Below are 15,582 nucleotides of genomic sequence, written 5' to 3'. Positions count from 1 at the left end.
AGGGAATCGCTCTTATTTAAATAATGTTAATATCGAAGCATGGATAGTCTGTACAGACTGCAAGGCGTTGAGTTTGAATGGGACACAAACAAATTCCAGAGCAACCTAGAAAAGCATGGCGTTAGCTTTGAAGAAGCCGCAGAAGTCTTCTTCGATCCATTCTATCAAGAGGGAGATGCAACTGCCAATGACGAACAGCGTAACTTTATCCTCGGTTACTCCCACACTCAACGCCTATTACTGGTTGTTTATGTAGAGCGCAGCTTGCGAATACGCATCATTTCTTCCCGTCCTGCTACCCGCACAGAAAGGAAATTATATGAACAATTCTGAAGAACAAATAAAATTGCAATTGCGACCTCGTACAGCGGAAACAGTCTCGCTAAACATCCCCATAGATACTTTAGCATCACTTGAGAAAATAGCCGCCAATCGAGATATGTCTGTCGAAGCATTGCTTAAGTTTTATATAGGGCAATGTTTACGGGAAGACTTAGCGAAAGTCTTTTCAGAACGCTTGCTGGACAAAACTGCTCAAGTTCTCGCTAGACACCTTGAGTCAGCAGACGAAATCTCAACTATTCTTCGAGAAATTCAAGCTGAAACTGCACGTTAAATTATGGGCAATTTCAGTACACAGCTAAAAGTAAGCGCCGTAGCTATCCCGATCATGAATCGCCCTTTCATTCCAAAAGATCGCCCCTATGCCATCCCAAATCTCACGCGGGCGAGATCCCTTTCATTCCAAAAGCGCGATCGCCCCTATCCCATCCTAAATCTCACGCGGGCGAGATCCCTTTCCTGCCAAAAGCGCGATCGCCTTTATCTAACTTGTATTTCCCTGACATTACTAAACAAATGCGAGATCCTATTGCAGAACCCAAATTTCATCTGCTTTCAAAATAGCCATAACATATTCAATTCCTTGACTATCAGCAAATTTCACTAAATACTGATAGTCCTTTTCCGCATCATACACTTCAACAATAGTTCTCACAAATCCTACTGGCACACTCCAAAGCGATGCTCAGGACGGGTAAAGCAACGATTTACCGCTTCACTTACCCGCCCCACGCTAAAATTTATGCCTTACTTGTGCCTTAACTTCGCCCCGCTAAACTCAGAAGCAACAATCATCGAGCCAATCCCCGCATCCGTGAATATTTCTTGCAGCAAAGCATGGGGAATTCGCCCATCAATAATGTGAGCGCCCTTCACACCCTGAGCCAAACTCCGCACGCAACAATTAACCTTCGGAATCATCCCGCCCGACACAACTCCCGACTCAACTAACTCTCTCGCTTCCTGAATATCCAACTTAGCAATCAGAGTTTCCGGCTTGTGATAATCCTCCAAAATTCCCGCAGTGTCAGTCATCAAAATCAACTTTTCTGCTCCCAAACCAGCCGCAATTTCTCCGGCAACTGTGTCAGCATTAATGTTGTAAGATTGACCATGTTCATCAGCCGCCACGCTTGACACCACCGGAATATAACCGCTGTTTACTAAAGACTCCAAAATCTGGATTTTTACGCCACTAACTTCACCAACAAACCCAATTCCTTCCCGGCCATCTGGACGAGCTTGAATTAGATTCGCATCTTTGCCGCACAATCCCACTGCTTTGCCGCCAGCTTGGTTGATTAACGAAACTATTTCCTTATTTACCTTCCCTACCAAAACCATTTCTACGACTTCCATTGTCGCCGCATCAGTCACCCGCAAACCATCCTTAAATTGCGGTTCAATTCCCAGTTTTTCCAGCCAAATATTAATTTCTGGGCCGCCGCCGTGAACCACAACCGGACGCATCCCCACGCAAGCTAGCAGTACAATATCTCGAACTACTTTGTCTTTGAGAGTGCTATCTTTCATCGCCGCACCGCCATATTTGACCACAATTGTGCGACCTGCAAAGTGTTGGATGTAAGGCAGTGCTTCGGAAAGCACCTCTACTCGATTAGTGTCCGAATTCCTAACAAAATCGCTTTGTTTGAGCATGGGTAATTTACAAAAGACTAAAAACTTAATTCTAAACTTTAATGGTTAAAGCACATATCAACAGCCACCAAAATCACTTTTTTCGTTGAATTTATGGACGCGCCAGCCGGATCGATCGCCCTTATTCACACCAATCCTCAAAATCTTAATAGGTTTTTTTAATAATCTGACTGAAAATTTTGTATTATAACTTATAGAATCTTGCTAAAGTCAAGAAATGTATAACTCCCTTGATTTACTTAACCTTATATGTTAACTGCTGTCGCCCCGGACTCTCAAAACCCTCAGTACAACCTACCATCAGACGCTGACTCGTCCCCCCGGATGACAGTATTTTGCGATTTAGACGGGCCCATAGTCGATGTGTCCGATCGCTACTACACCACATATCAACAGGGATTAGCCGACACTCAAGCAGCCTACGGGGCCCTGGGAATCAACCTCAACCTCCAAATCCTCAGCAAACAGCAGTTTTGGCAAATGAAACAAAACCGAGTGCCCGATGCTGAAATAGCAAAAAGTTCCGGCTTGTCAGGAGAAGAAATTCACGTTTTTCTCGGCTGCGTGAGTCGGATTGTCAATCAGCCAGACTTGTTGCACTTAGATCGCATCCAGCCGGGGGTGCAGTGGGCGATCGCACTTTTGCACTCCCGCGGCGTGCGGCTGATTTTAGTCACCCTGCGGCCGAGAAATCAAGCCGTTCAACTGTTGCAAAATTACGGTTTAGCCAGACTGTTTACCAGCATTCGCGGCACTCAGATGGCGGATGCTGCGTATCACAACTACACAGCCTTAAAAACCGAATTGTTGGCTGAAGTTGCAGAAGAATTTGAGTCATCTCTGGGTTCAGCTTGGATGATTGGAGATACCGAAGCAGATATCCTCGCGGGACAAGCATTAGGGATACCTACAATTGCCGTTACCTGTGGCATTCGCAGTCGCCATCAACTGCAAAAGCACCAACCTAATTTCATTCTCAGTGACTTGATTATTGCCGTACATCACTTATTAGGTTCGGCGCAACAAGTAATAGTAGATTGACTACGATTTTGCAAGCACTCCGAATTTTAGAAACCGGGTTTTTTACCGAATTAGTGAGCTGAAATTAAGTGTTTTTGTAACAAACCCGGTTTCTCGCCACTCGCGTGTAAGTCCAAATTAGTTAACTATTAACTAATGCCCTATGCCCTATGCCCTATGCCCTATGCCCTATGCCCTATGCCCAATGCCCTATGCCCCATGCCCCATGCCCCATGCCCCATGCCCCATGCCCCATGCCCCATGCCCCATGCCCCATGCCCCATGCCCCATGACTAAGATTTTTCTAAATTCCTGGTCATTTCCCACAAGCGATTGAGGGGAAAATAAATTACCGGAGCCCAAAGACTGCTGAGAATAGCAGAACACAAAGCTATTCGCTGGTGATAGCTCCAAATTTCCAGTAAAGCCCGATCGCCCATAGCGAAAAATTGCAGCCCCATCACCGTTTCCGCTACCACCGCCATCCCAAACACAATTAAGGCGATCGGAATCGGATCTCTCTCCACAATATCAGCCGGAATCGACCAGCTTTTCTGCAAAACAACAGTTAAGACACCTACAAAAACTAGACTCACAGCGTGGGTGGGATGGGGAGCCGTCATCGCATCTTGAATAAAGCCCAAAACCATGCCCATGCTAGCGGCTCCCCAAACTGTACGTTTCCGCTTAATACTCCAGGCTACCAACCAAATCAACAGCCAGTTCGGGCTAATTCCCAGCAATTCCATTCCTGGCATCCGGGTGGGCAATATTAGTATACACAGCAGCACAGAAACAAATGTAACGCCGAAGTTGAGAAATTGGCGCCATCGCGAAGACAACCGAGATAAACGCTTCATTACTGCTTTGCTCCCCCCGAAGGTGCAGAAGATTCAGCCTGCGAAGCCTTGAGTTCGGCTTGCTTATCGTGGGGGTAAACAACCGCCCACTCCAGAGCATTCATCGGTGCAGAGAACTCAACAACAGCTTCGGGAGCAGGAGTTTTATTCATATCCACCGAAACCACTTTTCCCACAGGCAAACCAGCAGGGAACAACTGACTGAAAGAAGAAGTTGAAACTAGATCCCCAGGCTTGACATTAGGAACATTATCAAAAAATTCCATCACAGCCTGATTGGGGCCTTTCCCGCGCATAAAACCCATGTTGCGACTGCGGGTAATTCCCACACCCAATTGACTCGTAGGGTCACTGATTAACAACACCAAGCTAGTATTAGGAGTCACGCTGACAACCCGACCTACCAGACCGCCGGGGCCCATGACAGTAAAATCTGCTTTGATGCCATCATTACTGCCGCGCCCCAAAGTTACTTGCTGCCACCAATGATCGGCGCTGCGACCCACGATTGGAGCAACAATCCCTTTAGGTTTCTTAGCAGAAACGTAACCTAAAAGCTCTTTCAGTTTCTGATTTTGACTCTCTGATTCTAAGAGCTTCGCTTGCAATTCTTGAGTGCGAGCCGAGATGAGTTTCTCTTGTCCTGAACCGTCGGCATGAAATGGACGAGACACCCAATTGTAAACTTCAAACAGTGCAGCACCTTGTGTTTGTCTAACTCCCCAAGCCGCAGTTACAGCTAAACCTAAAAGAGCGATTTGTAGGCGCAGATCCCACCACCTGCGGATTGTGTTTTTTAGCATAATTTCAGTAATGTAAAATTGTTATGTCAGGATTTTAGATTTTAGATGGCAGACCTATTTCTAAATCCAAAATCCCAAATTTGTTAACTACATATTGCGCGACGACTGCCCGCTGAAAACCCGTTCCAACTGTTTGTTTTCCAAGACCCGACCGGTTCCCAAAACCACGCAGCACAGAGGATCTGCTGCCACGTGAGTGACAATTCCTGTTTCGTGACTGATCAGAGTATCTAAACCTTTCATGAGTGCGCCACCGCCGGCGAGCATAATTCCCCGGTCAATAATATCTGCTGCTAATTCCGGAGGAGTGCGTTCCAAAGTACGTTTGACAGCTTCCACGATTACTGAAAGCGGTTCGGACATACTTTCGCGAATTTCTGGGCCTTTGATTGTAACAGTTCGCGGTAGACCGGAGAGCAAGTGCAAGCCGCGCACTTCCATGATCGCGTCGTCATCCTCGGTAGTTGGGTATGCAGAACCTACCTGAATCTTAATTTCTTCAGCAGTACGTTCGCCGATGACCAAATTGTGAACTTTTTTCATGTATATGACGATCGCCTCATTGAGTTCGTCGCCCGCCACCCGCACAGACTCGCTGATCACCGTACCTTGCAAACTCAAAACCGCAACTTCCGTCGTACCCCCACCGATATCTATAATCATATTGCCAGTTGCCTCAGCTACAGGCAATCCAGCTCCGATCGCCGCCGCGATAGGTTCATCAATTAACCGTACTTCTCTAGCACCGGCTTGAGTAGCCGCCTCAATAACAGCCCGCCTCTCGACTCCGGTGACACCGCTGGGGATGCCAATAATGATCCGCGGTGAAACTAAGCTTTTGCCTTCGTGAACCCTGCGGATAAAAGTTTTGAGCATCAACTCGGCTGTATCGAAGTCGGCGATTACCCCGTCGCGCAGCGGGCGAAGTGCTATCACGTTCCCGGGCGTGCGCCCGAGCATTTTTTTAGCATCTTCTCCGACAGCCAGCGGTATTTTCAAGTCTTGGTCGATCGCCACTACGGACGGTTCTTGCAGAACAATACCTTTGCCGGATACATAAACGAGCGTGTTAGCAGTACCGAGGTCGATACCCATATCTCTAGATAAGGAAAATCGATTGAGAAGACCCACTGATTTGTACCCCCCCAAAACTAAAATACTAATGTGTGCAATAATGGTGTTACAAAAGTGTAACCGAGGTGGATTCTATTACGTTTTTCATCCTGAGTCTAGTCAGAAATGTACATTGTCGAGCATAAGTTGAACGCAGGCTCGCCAATCATCCACAATAAATATGTTCTGGTCAGTGGGTGTAAAATCAGGATGAAGCCCTGATTTGCGCTGTTCCAAGTTAAGTTTGGAAGCGATCGCCCTTCAGGGAGAGTTTAACTACATCACCAATCGAACACATTCCCGAAAAAGTTTATGAGTCTTAATGTTGTGACTTTAGTCGGCCGCGTCGGTGGCGACCCGGACGTGAAGTATTTTGAATCCGGTACAGTTAAGTGCAAGTTGACGCTAGCAGTCAGAAGGCGATCGACCAAAAGCGACGAACCAGACTGGTTTACCCTGGAAATCTGGGGCAAAACAGCCCAAATCGCCGCTGACTACGTTCGCAAAGGCTCTCAAATAGGGGTAACAGGCTCTTTGAAGTTCGATCGCTGGCAAGATCGCAGCACGGGAGCCAATCGCTCGATGCCTGTCATTAAAGTAGATCAGTTAGACTTGCTAGGCTCCAAGCGCGACAATGAGTCAAGTATGTCGCAAAATAGCGAATTCTAGTTTTTGCGGAATTGGAAAAATAATATTTGTCAATTGGGTGGCGGCTGGTGAGTTCAGAAAAGTTAGAAATTGTTCAAACCGAGTATCAAGCGGGCCGAGCAGCTTTTGAGAGCGGGCTGTACGCTCAAGCTATCCAAAGTTTAGAAACAGCTAGCGGTTTGGTCGATCGCACTTCCCGGCTGGGCGGCGAGGTGCAGATGTGGCTGGTGACAGCCTACGAAGCCTCGGGCGATACCGAAAGGGCGATCGAGCTTTGTCGCAAACTCACCCGCCATCCCCGCCAAGAAACCCGCCAACAAGCCAAGCGCCTGCTGTTCATTCTCGAAGCCCCCAAACTCAGCATCCCTGAGGAATGGACGGTAAAAATCCCCGATTTAGCAGCTTTGGATGAAAATAAATCAATTAATTTTCAAGCCAATCCGAACGCTGATATCAAGTACGCTAAACCCAAACCACCCGTAAAAGAACCTGTAGATTTGAGTCAGGTTAATACGAAGGATAATCGGTTTATTTGGGTGGCATTAATTGCGATCGTTTTGATTTTAGGTAGTTTATTTATTAGTTATTAAAAGCAATGGCAGATATTCAAATCAGTGTCGAAGGACAAGATGCAGTTGCGGCTACCGAGGAATTCTTTGCGATTTCTGGGTTGTCGGGAAATTGGGAAACAGCCGGAGATGATGAAAAAGAGGGAGTTTTAGTCACCATTGGTGCTATTGTCGGTATTGTTGGCGGCACTGTGGCGATCGCAGAACAAATTCGCAAGTGGTATCAAGAATACAAAAAAGGTGAATCTGGTAAAAAGATTGAGAAAGTTTTGCTGGTTGGGCGGCACGGGCGGCGGTTGCTGTTGGAAAATGCGACGATCGACCAAATTAAACAAATTTTAGACGAATAGAAGGAAGTTCGGCAACGAGCAATGTACGGGATGTAACGGATAGCCGCCGTTGTAGGGTGTGTCGCCACGCAAAATCCCTAGATGAAATAGACAATCTCAAAGCGACGCACCTTGCAAAATAGTAACGGATAGCCGCCGTTGTAGGGTGTGTCGCCACGCAAAATCCCTAGATGAAATAGACAATCTCAAAGCGACGCACCTTGCAAAATAGTAACGGATAGCCGCCGTTGTAGGGTGTGTCGCTACGCAAAATCTCTCAATGAAATAGACAATCTCAAAGCGACACACCTTGCAAAATAGTAACGGATAGCCGCCGTTGTAGGGTGTGTCGCCACGCAAAATCCCTAAATGAAATAAACAATCTCAAAGCGACGCACCTTGCAAAAGAGTAACGGATAGCCGCCGTTGTAGGGTGTGTCGTCACGCAAAATCCCTAAATGAAATAAACAATCTCAAAGCGACGCACCTTGCAAAAGAGTAACGGATAGCCGCCGTTGTAGGGTGTGTCGCCACGCAAAATCTCTCAATGAAATAGACAATCTCAAAGCGACGCACCTTGCAAAATAGTTATCGCACATAGGCATTTATCGCCGGCGACACACGCTACACATATCAGGCGGGCGGGCACGGGGGCACCGCCCCTACTTGTATAAATGATTTGGACGCAGAATATATCAGCAAAATATCCGGAAACGACAAAAACCAGAGGGAAGTCATCTTTAACCTGATTCAAAATATTTTATTTAACTATAGGTTAAAATTTTCGGCGATCGGGGAAAGCATCACCTATTAACCTTATATAAGTCCTAACTATGAAAATTTTGCACCTCGACCTCAAAACTGTTCAAGGTGATTATGTCGAATTTCGCTATTTTTTAGACAATCCCAATAATTATAATAGCCCGCGGCGGCTGTCTCTGACTGAAATTGCTGATTTAATTCAACTTGTCGAACGAGATTATTATGTGCCTTTGCCAGAAGACTATGCTGTTACTGGAAAATGCTTGTTTGACTGGCTTGATGGCACGGAACGCCTGTTTTCTCGAAAACTTCATGAGTTGGCTGGGGAAAGCGTTATTTTAGCCATTTCTGCGGCAGAAAGACTCGCTCACTTGCCTTGGGAATTGCTGCACGATGACAGCAGTTTTTTAGTGGCAAAACGCCAGCCGATTATTCCCACTCGCTGGGTGTCTTCTGACAGTGTTAAAAAGTTGTCGGTTGATGAGGCAAAACCGGAAAATCGAGCGCTGAATCTCTTGTTTATGGCAGCTTCGCCCGTCGGTGCGAAATCTGTGCTGGATTTTGAGAAGGAAGAAGGATTAATTCTGACAGCAACGGCGAAGCAACCTTTGGCGCTGGTAGTTGAAGAAAGCGGCTGTTTGACGGAATTGGGAGATTTAATTGATAGTCACGATCAGGGATATTTTGATGCTTTTCATTTAAGCGGTCATGCTACAATTAATGATGGAAAACCGCGTTTTTATACGGAAACCGAAACTGGTGAAACTTATCTAGCTAGCGGTGAAGATATTGCTAGATCGTTTAAATCTCGGATTCCTAAATTACTATTTTTGTCGGGTTGTCGGACGGGACAAAGTGGCAAAGCTGGGTCGGTTCCTTGTTTGGCTGAAGAGTTGCTGAGTTTCGGGGCTAAGGCGGTTTTGGGTTGGGGAAAAAAGGTGGCAGATGAGGATGCCACGGCGGCGGCTGCGAAACTTTATTCTAGTTTGGCGGCGGGCTATGAATTGACGGAGGCTTTGGCAAAAACTTATCAAGCTTTGATTGCAAATCAGGCGCGGGATTGGCATTTACTCAGGCTTTATGTGGCTGGAACTTTGCCGGGAAATTTGGTGACAACTTTGCAGACTCGCGGGCGGAAACGCGCACCGAAACCGACTGTTAGAGAACAGTTTTTGGATGCTGCGGGGCAGCAGGTGAAAGTGCCAACTCGCGAAGCTTTTGTCGGACGGCGGCGGCAGATTCAATCTTGTTTGAAGGCATTAAAATTGCCCTCGGATCTATCGGGTGTTTTGATTCACGGGATGGGAGGTTTGGGTAAGAGTAGTTTGGCGTCGAGGTTGTGCGACAGATTGACTGATTTTGAAAGGATTGTTTGGTCTGGTAAAGTTGATGAAAGAAGTTTATTGATTAAGTTGGGCGACAAGTTATCGCAGTCGCAGCGAGAACATTTGCAGCGAGATGATGATGAGGAGTTAAAATATCGCTTGCGAAACTTATTTTCGGCTTTGGAGGAGGGTGAGTTAAAGCCGTTTTTGTTGGTTCTGGATGATTTTGAAACTCATCTAGAATCGCGACCAAATAGTGGCTATGTGTTGCAGCCGGAAATGGCAAAGATTTTAGATGCTTGGGTTTGGGCAATTAAAGAAACTAATGCGCCTCACCGTTTAATTTTAACTTGTCGTTACGATTTTGACTCCCGGCTGTTGCGGGATTTTTACAAGCAGGGTTTGGATGGTTTTAAAGATGCAGATTTGCTGAAAAAATGTAGTTGGCTTAAGGCTTTTGCACCGAAATCTCAGGTGGATAGAGAGTTGAGATTGCAAGCGCAGAATTTGGCAGATGGAAATCCTCGCTTGTTGGAACGGCTGGATTTGGTTTTGCTAGCCGAAAAGCTGGATGTAAGTGCGATTTTGGCACGGATGCAGCAGAAAACTGCGGAGTTTCGGGAAAATATTTTGAATGAGGAATTGTTGAAGCAGATATCGCCGGAATTGAAAAGTATGCTGGAGTTGGCATTAGTTTATCAATTGCCGGTACCGAGGGAGGCTATCGCGGCTGTTTGTACAAGTATTGTGGAGATTGAAAAAATTATAGATCGGGCCATAGCCTTGGGTTTGCTAGAAGTTAGTCCAGATTCGTCGCTGCGAGTACCGCGAATTTTGTCGCTGAATTTGCCGGAGGAAAGCGCAGGTTTGCACCGAGAAGCTGCTGAGTTTTTGTATCGTCTCTGGTGGGAAGAAGCGGAATATTCTACGGAGGAAAAAGGGTTAGAAATTCATCGGTTGGCGCTGCTGGGAAAGGTGGAAAAGATTGCGGTGAAAATTGCCGATATTGTGACAAGTCGGTGGAAAAATCAAAGTCGATTTCGGGAAGCGGTGAAAACTTGCGAGGACACTTTAGCGGTTTTTCCAGATTATCGGATTTTTCACAGTTTGGCACGTTCTGAGGCTCAATTGGGCAACACTGATGCAGCAAAAAAGTATTACGAACAAGCATTAGATGAGTGTCCGCCCGAAGACGAAAGAGTAAAGGCAGCCATTATTCACAATCTTGCAGGAATTTATGCCAATCAAGGGGATGTAGAAGAGGCGATCGCACTTTATCAACAATCTCTCGAACTTGACGAAAAAATTGGGGATGTTCAAGGGAAAGCTGCTAGTTTGCACCAACTTGCAATAATTTATGCCGATCGAGGGGATGTAGATGAGGCGATCACACTTTATCAACAATGTCTGGAAATTGACGAAAAAATTGGCAATGTTCAAGGGAAAGCTGCTAGTTTGCACAATCTTGCAATAATTTATGCGAATCGAGGGGATGTAGAAAAGGCGATCGCACTTTATCAACAATCTCTCGAACTTGAGGAAAAAATTGGCAATGTTCAAGGGAAAGCTGCTAGTTTGCACTGTCTTGCAGGAATTTATGCCAATCGAGGGGATGTAGATGAGGCGATCGCACTTTATCAACAATCTCTCGAACTTAAGGAAAAAATTGGTGATGTTCAAGGGAAAGCTGCTAGTTTGCACTGTCTTGCAGGAATTTATGCCAATCGAGGGGATGTAGATGAGGCGATCGCACTTTATCAACAATCTCTCGAACTTGAGGAAAAAATTGGCGATGTTCAAGGGAAAGCTGCTAGTTTGCACAATCTTGCAATAATTTATGCGAATCGAGGGGATGTAGAAAAGGCGATCGCACTTTATCAACAATCTCTCGAACTTAAGGAAAAAATTGGCAATGTTCAAGGGAAAGCTGCTAGTTTGCACTGTCTTGCAGGAATTTATGCCAATCGAGGGGATGTAGATGAGGCGATCGCACTTTATCAACAATCTCTCGAACTTAAGGAAAAAATTGGTGATGTTCAAGGGAAAGCTGCTAGTTTGCACTGTCTTGCAGGAATTTATGCCAATCGAGGGGATGTAGATGAGGCGATCGCACTTTATCAACAATCTCTCGAACTTAAGGAAAAAATTGGCAATGTTCAAGGGAAAGCTGCTACTTTCGCAATGTTAGGACAATTGTTAGCATCGCGGGGAGATTTTGAGCAAGCCTTGAATTATTTACAGCAATCTTTGGAGATTTTACAGCATTTGCGCTCGCCCGACGCGGAGACAGTGAAGGAAATTATTGCTGATGTTCAGCAGATGGCTGATGGTTGAAGAAAACCGGGCGGTTAAAATATATCATCTTCTTCAGTCCCTCTGAGCTCGGACATCGTTTGTGTAGATGCGGTTTCAACCGCCGTCTTACTTCGACTAAAGAAACCGGGTTGTTCGCAGTTTTTGGGCGGTGCATCGATATGCTTGGAAAAAACCCGGTTTCTGCCCACACCCAAAATCGCTAAAATTAGAAAAGACAAACATAACAGGCGATAATTATTGTGAGCGATTCCACCATAGAGCAGATTTTGAAATTGGCAAGTCAGCGAGCGGATGCCGCTGAAGTATACTACCTGTCAAGTCAAGACACCCCGATCGAATTTGAAAACAATCGCCTCAAATCCCTGCAAACCAAAGCACTGCAAGGCGTAGCACTCCGGCTGATTTACAAAGGCAAAATCGGCTTTGCTAGTTCCACAGACTTAACGCGGATAGATGATTTAGTAGATGCAGCGATTCAAACAGCCGAAATCGGCGACCCCGCAGAATTTGAACTCGCCTCCGACTTCCATCTCAAAGGCCCGGAAAGCGCCTACACTCCGCCCACAACCCAAGAATTAGTCGAAACCGGCAAAAACCTCATCGAGCAAGTCCACGCCTACAATCCCGATATTATGGTAGATGTGGGCTTTCACGTCCGTAAAGGTCGCGTCAAAATTGCCACGACGCGAGATGTATATGCCGAAAGGTGCAGCCAAATAGTCAGCGGGACGATCGCAGGCAACTTGGTAAAAGGAGAAGACTTTATGCAAGCATACAGTTACGATGTCGCGCGCGATCGGGCGATCGACACCAACAGCATCCTCCAATCCCTCCTCGAAAAATACCGCCTCGCCGAACATCCAGCCACCATCACCAGCGGTTCCTACCCAGTATTATTTACCCCCAGAGCCGCCGCCAGCACATTAGGAAGCCTATTTGATACCATCCTTTCAGGTCAAACAGTAGTCCAAAAAGCCTCTCCCCTAGCCGACAAAATCGGCGAAACCTTATTTGACGAACGGTTCACCTTTTTTGAAGACCCCACCCTAGGCCCTTCCGCTTGTCCCTTTGACGACGAAGGTACACCAACCACCCGCAAAACCTTGATTGACAAAGGAACCGTCACCGGATTTTACTGGGATCGCAGGTGGGCGGCCCGCGCTGGTGTACGATCGACCGGTAACGGTTTTCGTGGCGGATTGTCTCGCCCAGGCCCAGACTTGACTAACTTCTGCATTTCCCCAGGAAATACCAGCACCCAAGACTTGATTGCTAGCATGGACGAAGGTCTTATCATAGAACAGGTTTTAGGTGCCGGTCAGTCCAATCAGTTAGCTGGCGAATTTTCTGTCAATTTAGACTTAGGCTATAAAGTAGAAAAAGGCAAAATTGTCGGTCGCGTCAAGAATACAATGGTTGCAGGCAGCATTTTTGAAGCCTTTAAAAATTTGGCAGATTTGAGCAGCGAAGCCGAATGGGTAGGCGGTGGGGCATATTTGCCGAGTATGCTGTTTCACCACTTGGGTGTAGCTTCGAGGCAATAAGTTCATTCAGTGCGGTTAATTTCAGGTGACTCCGACACTGCTGCTATCAAAATGTTAAGACTCACGTCTTGGTTTGTAGTGAGGACTTTAGTCCTCTTATCCTAGTTGAGTCAAGAAGGACTGAAGTCCTCACTACGAACCTGGCTTTGCAAAAAAAAACTGTTTCTGTCACAAATCGACAGCTATAAAATTGGTTTGTAGTGAGGACTTTAGTCCTGTTATCCTAGTTGAGTTAAGAAGGACTGAAGTCCTCACTACGAACCTGGCTTTGCAAAAAAACTGTTTCTGTCATAAATCGACAGCTATAAAATTGGTTTGTAGTGAGGACTTTAGTCCTCTTATCCTAGTTGAGTGAAGAAGGACTGAAGTCCTCACTACAAACCTGGATTTGCAAAAAAACTGTTTCTGTCATAAATCGACAGCTATAAAATTGGTTTGTAGTGAGGACTTTAGTCCTCTTATCCTAGTTGAGTTAAGAAGGACTGAAGTCCTCACTACAAACCTGGATTTGCAAAAAAACTGTTTCTGTCACAAATCGACAGCTATAAAAATGGTTTGTAGTGAGGAATTTAGTCCTCTTATCCTAGTTGAGTCAAGAAGGACTGAAGTCCTCACTACAAACCTGGCTTTGCTAATTTATGCAAATAGGGAAATACAGGGGAAGAAAGATGAAAGAGCAAAATGTCAAGGATGGAACTGGGAAGAAGAAAAAGCAGTTTTTCTTTCTTTTACCTTTTGTTTTTTGCCTTTTAACTCTAGTGACTGGATGCGTTCAGTACGATGTCGGAGTCAACTTTGATAGTCAAACTCACGGCGAAATCGTGCAGCACATTAAACTAGGGGAAAGGTTGACCAGCTTCAGCAGCGAAACTGTTGCCGATTGGTTGAAAAGCGTAGAAAGCAGGGCGAGATTGCTCGACGGAAAAACTAAACGGCTTTCTGAGAGAGAAGTTCTAGTGACGATTCCATTCAATAATGGAGCCGAATTAGAAGACAAGTTTAACCAATTTTACAATCCGATCCCACCCACCGCCAAATCTCGGGCCGCAAGTCCCCTAGAAACCGATTTGCCGAAGTTTGAATCTCACCTGAAAGTCAAGCAGAATAATTTGTTATTGGCGCTGCGAAATCGGTTGACTTTGGAATTGGATTTGCGATCGCTTTCTCTGCTTTCCTCAAACGGCAGTCCGCTGCTGAGTCCGGGGGGACTTTTGCAGCTAGACTTTAGCTTGAACACGCCTTGGGGTGCCGAAAATATTCAAACTCCAGTCAACGGTGCGCTGGTTCCCGAAAGCTACCAGCAAGGAAAGCAGTTAGTTTGGAAGCTGAAGCCCGGGGAAGTTAACTATTTGGAGGCTACATTCTGGATTCCCAGTCCCGTAGGAATTGGGGCGCTGATTATTGCGTTATTTGTGGCGGCCGGCACTGCTGTGAAATATCAAATATTCCCAGCTCTGGGAATCGGTAAAAAAACTCAAAACATCAGCCAAACCTAAAAAGGATATTTTCGGTTTAGGGCGGGCGTACCATTATCTTCAATAAACTTTCAAAGTTCCCATAAACCCGCCCTGGGCTATTATGGTTAATTGACCAGATTCTATCTGATCAACAAAACTGGGAGCATCTGCTAAAAAATAGTTGACAAATGGCAAACAATTTGATTGACCAGAAACAATTGGTTTAAAGCCGGAACCCTTGTAAGGAGAAATTAAAATCAGACTATTCATTACTCCAATCCTCTTCCTTCCAGATAGATGTCGCCCTCCGAAGTCAACCTGTTTGCTGTCAACTGTCAACTGTCAATTGTCAACTGAATGACCGGAATTAAGAATTAGGAACAGAGAAAATGCGAGCGCTAAATTTCTTCTTCATCTTTCTGATTTGCTTGGCTCTAGTATTGTTCAGCATCGAAAATACAGAGCAGACCACCGTTCAAATTATTAAAGGCGTCCAACTTAAAGCTCCGCTGTGCGTAGAACTAATTGTAGCGACCGGATTGGGAGCGATTTTAGCGTGGCTGTTCAGTTTGTGGTCGAGAATGCAGCGAACTATCACCTCCCGCCAAGAACTCCGCCAAGTTCGCCAAAAAGAGCAGCAAATTCAGGAATTACAACAAGATATCGAACGCTATAAAGCAGAAGTAGAAGGAAAACAACCTTTGTTAGAAAGTGCAGAACTGACAAGTTTAGAAACAGCAACAACCGAGGTAAAAGCTGCTGAAATGACTGCTAATTAAATTGAGTTACTCTCTCATTTTTGGAAGAAATCTCGAATCTCTGTCCAGAACCCACC

The 15,582-nt window shown here is 45.8% G+C and carries 16 protein-coding genes; 10 read left to right on the top strand and 6 right to left on the bottom strand.

From position 1 onward, the window contains the following. Positions 1 to 39: 39 nt before the first annotated feature. Together QZW47_RS01000 and QZW47_RS00995 are read left to right on the top strand one after the other, a co-directional pair. Positions 40 to 333, top strand: coding sequence for a BrnT family toxin (locus QZW47_RS01000; protein ID WP_293122372.1), 294 nt, complete (start codon positions 40 to 42; stop codon positions 331 to 333). Then, a complete protein-coding gene (locus tag QZW47_RS00995) occupies positions 320 to 616 on the top strand; it encodes a hypothetical protein (protein ID WP_293122369.1) in 297 nt (98 codons plus the stop codon). The genes QZW47_RS01000 and QZW47_RS00995 overlap by 14 nt, the downstream gene beginning before the upstream one ends. A 252-nt stretch (positions 617 to 868) precedes the next feature. On the opposite strand, the gene QZW47_RS00990 is transcribed toward QZW47_RS00995, so the two are convergent. Next, entirely contained in the window at positions 869 to 997 is a 129-nt protein-coding gene (locus QZW47_RS00990) for a hypothetical protein (RefSeq protein WP_293122366.1), read from the bottom strand. Positions 998 to 1,089: 92 nt separating this feature from the next. After that, on the bottom strand, positions 1,090 to 2,001 hold the full coding sequence (gene argB / locus QZW47_RS00985) for an acetylglutamate kinase (protein ID WP_293122363.1): 912 nt from the start codon (positions 1,999 to 2,001) through the stop codon (positions 1,090 to 1,092). A gap of 249 nt (positions 2,002 to 2,250) precedes the next feature. Here argB and QZW47_RS00980 point away from each other — a divergent pair, with 249 nt between their 5' ends. Further along, positions 2,251 to 3,042 (top strand): HAD family hydrolase, encoded by a 792-nt coding sequence (locus tag QZW47_RS00980; RefSeq protein ID WP_293122360.1) that lies wholly within the window; start codon positions 2,251 to 2,253, stop codon positions 3,040 to 3,042. Positions 3,043 to 3,314: 272 nt separating this feature from the next. Here QZW47_RS00980 and mreD read toward each other — a convergent pair whose 3' ends face one another. From mreD to QZW47_RS00965, 3 genes are all read right to left on the bottom strand, one after another. Further along, positions 3,315 to 3,881, bottom strand: a complete 567-nt coding sequence (gene mreD / locus QZW47_RS00975) for a rod shape-determining protein MreD (RefSeq protein ID WP_293122357.1) — start codon at positions 3,879 to 3,881, stop codon at positions 3,315 to 3,317. Next, complete coding sequence (gene mreC, locus QZW47_RS00970; RefSeq protein ID WP_293122354.1) at positions 3,881 to 4,684, bottom strand: rod shape-determining protein MreC; 804 nt, start codon at positions 4,682 to 4,684, stop codon at positions 3,881 to 3,883. Before mreC ends, mreD begins: the two co-directional genes overlap by 1 nt. Positions 4,685 to 4,771: 87 nt before the next feature. Next, positions 4,772 to 5,779, bottom strand: a complete 1,008-nt coding sequence (locus QZW47_RS00965) for a rod shape-determining protein (RefSeq protein ID WP_293123371.1) — start codon at positions 5,777 to 5,779, stop codon at positions 4,772 to 4,774. A 330-nt stretch (positions 5,780 to 6,109) separates the two neighbouring features. Between QZW47_RS00965 and QZW47_RS00960 the strand changes: the two genes are divergently transcribed. The 6 genes from QZW47_RS00960 (at position 6,110) to QZW47_RS00935 (ending at position 14,786) form a co-directional block, all read left to right on the top strand. Further along, a complete protein-coding gene (locus tag QZW47_RS00960) occupies positions 6,110 to 6,466 on the top strand; it encodes a single-stranded DNA-binding protein (protein ID WP_293122352.1) in 357 nt (118 codons plus the stop codon). Between the two features lie 47 nt (positions 6,467 to 6,513). Then, positions 6,514 to 7,035, top strand: a complete 522-nt coding sequence (locus QZW47_RS00955) for a tetratricopeptide repeat protein (RefSeq protein ID WP_293123368.1) — start codon at positions 6,514 to 6,516, stop codon at positions 7,033 to 7,035. Positions 7,036 to 7,040: 5 nt separating this feature from the next. Next, the gene (locus QZW47_RS00950) at positions 7,041 to 7,364 is read left to right on the top strand and encodes a hypothetical protein (RefSeq protein WP_293122349.1); all 324 of its coding nucleotides are present in this window, start codon (positions 7,041 to 7,043) and stop codon (positions 7,362 to 7,364) included. Positions 7,365 to 8,176: 812 nt separating this feature from the next. Continuing rightward, positions 8,177 to 11,764, top strand: coding sequence for a tetratricopeptide repeat protein (locus tag QZW47_RS00945; RefSeq protein ID WP_293122346.1), 3,588 nt, complete (start codon positions 8,177 to 8,179; stop codon positions 11,762 to 11,764). Positions 11,765 to 11,985: 221 nt separating this feature from the next. Beyond that, positions 11,986 to 13,290 carry a TldD/PmbA family protein gene (locus QZW47_RS00940; RefSeq protein WP_293122344.1) on the top strand — a complete coding sequence of 435 codons (1,305 nt, stop codon included), beginning with the start codon at positions 11,986 to 11,988 and terminating at the stop codon, positions 13,288 to 13,290. A gap of 668 nt (positions 13,291 to 13,958) precedes the next feature. Beyond that, positions 13,959 to 14,786: a DUF3153 domain-containing protein gene (locus tag QZW47_RS00935; protein WP_293122341.1), complete on the top strand. Its 828-nt coding sequence runs from the start codon at positions 13,959 to 13,961 to the stop codon at positions 14,784 to 14,786. A 39-nt stretch (positions 14,787 to 14,825) separates the two neighbouring features. Here QZW47_RS00935 and QZW47_RS00930 read toward each other — a convergent pair whose 3' ends face one another. Continuing rightward, positions 14,826 to 15,017, bottom strand: a complete 192-nt coding sequence (locus tag QZW47_RS00930; RefSeq protein WP_293122338.1) for a hypothetical protein — start codon at positions 15,015 to 15,017, stop codon at positions 14,826 to 14,828. Positions 15,018 to 15,136: 119 nt separating this feature from the next. Here QZW47_RS00930 and QZW47_RS00925 point away from each other — a divergent pair, with 119 nt between their 5' ends. After that, on the top strand, positions 15,137 to 15,526 hold the full coding sequence (locus QZW47_RS00925) for a LapA family protein (RefSeq protein ID WP_293122335.1): 390 nt from the start codon (positions 15,137 to 15,139) through the stop codon (positions 15,524 to 15,526). The last annotated feature ends 56 nt before the right edge of the window (positions 15,527 to 15,582 follow it).

The organism is Microcoleus sp. bin38.metabat.b11b12b14.051 (genome assembly GCF_013299165.1).
In the GTDB taxonomy this organism is placed as follows: domain Bacteria; phylum Cyanobacteriota; class Cyanobacteriia; order Cyanobacteriales; family Microcoleaceae; genus Microcoleus.
The sequence above is the reverse complement of the archived record's forward strand: the minus strand, read 5'-3'. Positions and strand labels throughout refer to the sequence as shown.

Coding starts and splice junctions, on each gene's coding strand:
- QZW47_RS01000 (WP_293122372.1), top strand. CDS start 40: ATGGATAGTCTGTACAGACTGCAAGGCGTTGAGTTTGAATGGGACACA.
- QZW47_RS00995 (WP_293122369.1), top strand. CDS start 320: ATGAACAATTCTGAAGAACAAATAAAATTGCAATTGCGACCTCGTACA.
- argB (WP_293122363.1), bottom strand. CDS start 2,001: ATGCTCAAACAAAGCGATTTTGTTAGGAATTCGGACACTAATCGAGTA.
- QZW47_RS00980 (WP_293122360.1), top strand. CDS start 2,251: ATGTTAACTGCTGTCGCCCCGGACTCTCAAAACCCTCAGTACAACCTA.
- mreD (WP_293122357.1), bottom strand. CDS start 3,881: ATGAAGCGTTTATCTCGGTTGTCTTCGCGATGGCGCCAATTTCTCAAC.
- mreC (WP_293122354.1), bottom strand. CDS start 4,684: ATGCTAAAAAACACAATCCGCAGGTGGTGGGATCTGCGCCTACAAATC.
- QZW47_RS00965 (WP_293123371.1), bottom strand. CDS start 5,779: ATGGGTATCGACCTCGGTACTGCTAACACGCTCGTTTATGTATCCGGC.
- QZW47_RS00960 (WP_293122352.1), top strand. CDS start 6,110: ATGAGTCTTAATGTTGTGACTTTAGTCGGCCGCGTCGGTGGCGACCCG.
- QZW47_RS00950 (WP_293122349.1), top strand. CDS start 7,041: ATGGCAGATATTCAAATCAGTGTCGAAGGACAAGATGCAGTTGCGGCT.
- QZW47_RS00945 (WP_293122346.1), top strand. CDS start 8,177: ATGAAAATTTTGCACCTCGACCTCAAAACTGTTCAAGGTGATTATGTC.
- QZW47_RS00935 (WP_293122341.1), top strand. CDS start 13,959: ATGAAAGAGCAAAATGTCAAGGATGGAACTGGGAAGAAGAAAAAGCAG.
- QZW47_RS00930 (WP_293122338.1), bottom strand. CDS start 15,017: ATGAATAGTCTGATTTTAATTTCTCCTTACAAGGGTTCCGGCTTTAAA.
- QZW47_RS00925 (WP_293122335.1), top strand. CDS start 15,137: ATGCGAGCGCTAAATTTCTTCTTCATCTTTCTGATTTGCTTGGCTCTA.